Raw genomic sequence first — 280 nt, forward strand, 5'->3', positions numbered from 1 at the left:
CGTCGGATGCGATCTCCTTCCTGGAGGGCAACACCCGTCTGCAGGTGGAGCATCCGGTAACGGAGGAGACGGCGGGCATCGTGCTGGTGGTCGAGCAGTGGCGCGGCGCCGACGGTCATCCTCTCAGCATCAGCGAAACGCCGGCGCCACGAGGCCATGCCCTGGAGTTCCGCATCAATGCCGAGGATGTCGGACGCGGCTTCCTGCCGACGCCGGGCCTCCTCACCGCCTTCGAGCCGCCCTCCGGCCCCGGCGTCCGCCTGGATACCGGCGTCACTAC

1 protein-coding gene is annotated in these 280 nt (G+C 69.3%); it reads left to right on the forward strand.

What is annotated here, in order from left to right; translation table 11 throughout:
* Nucleotides 1–280: ATP-binding protein (locus tag ACZYTC_RS34445; protein WP_488991780.1), on the forward strand; the 280-nt coding region annotated here is incomplete at both ends.

It is taken from the genome of Labrys sp. F242 (assembly GCF_057813875.1).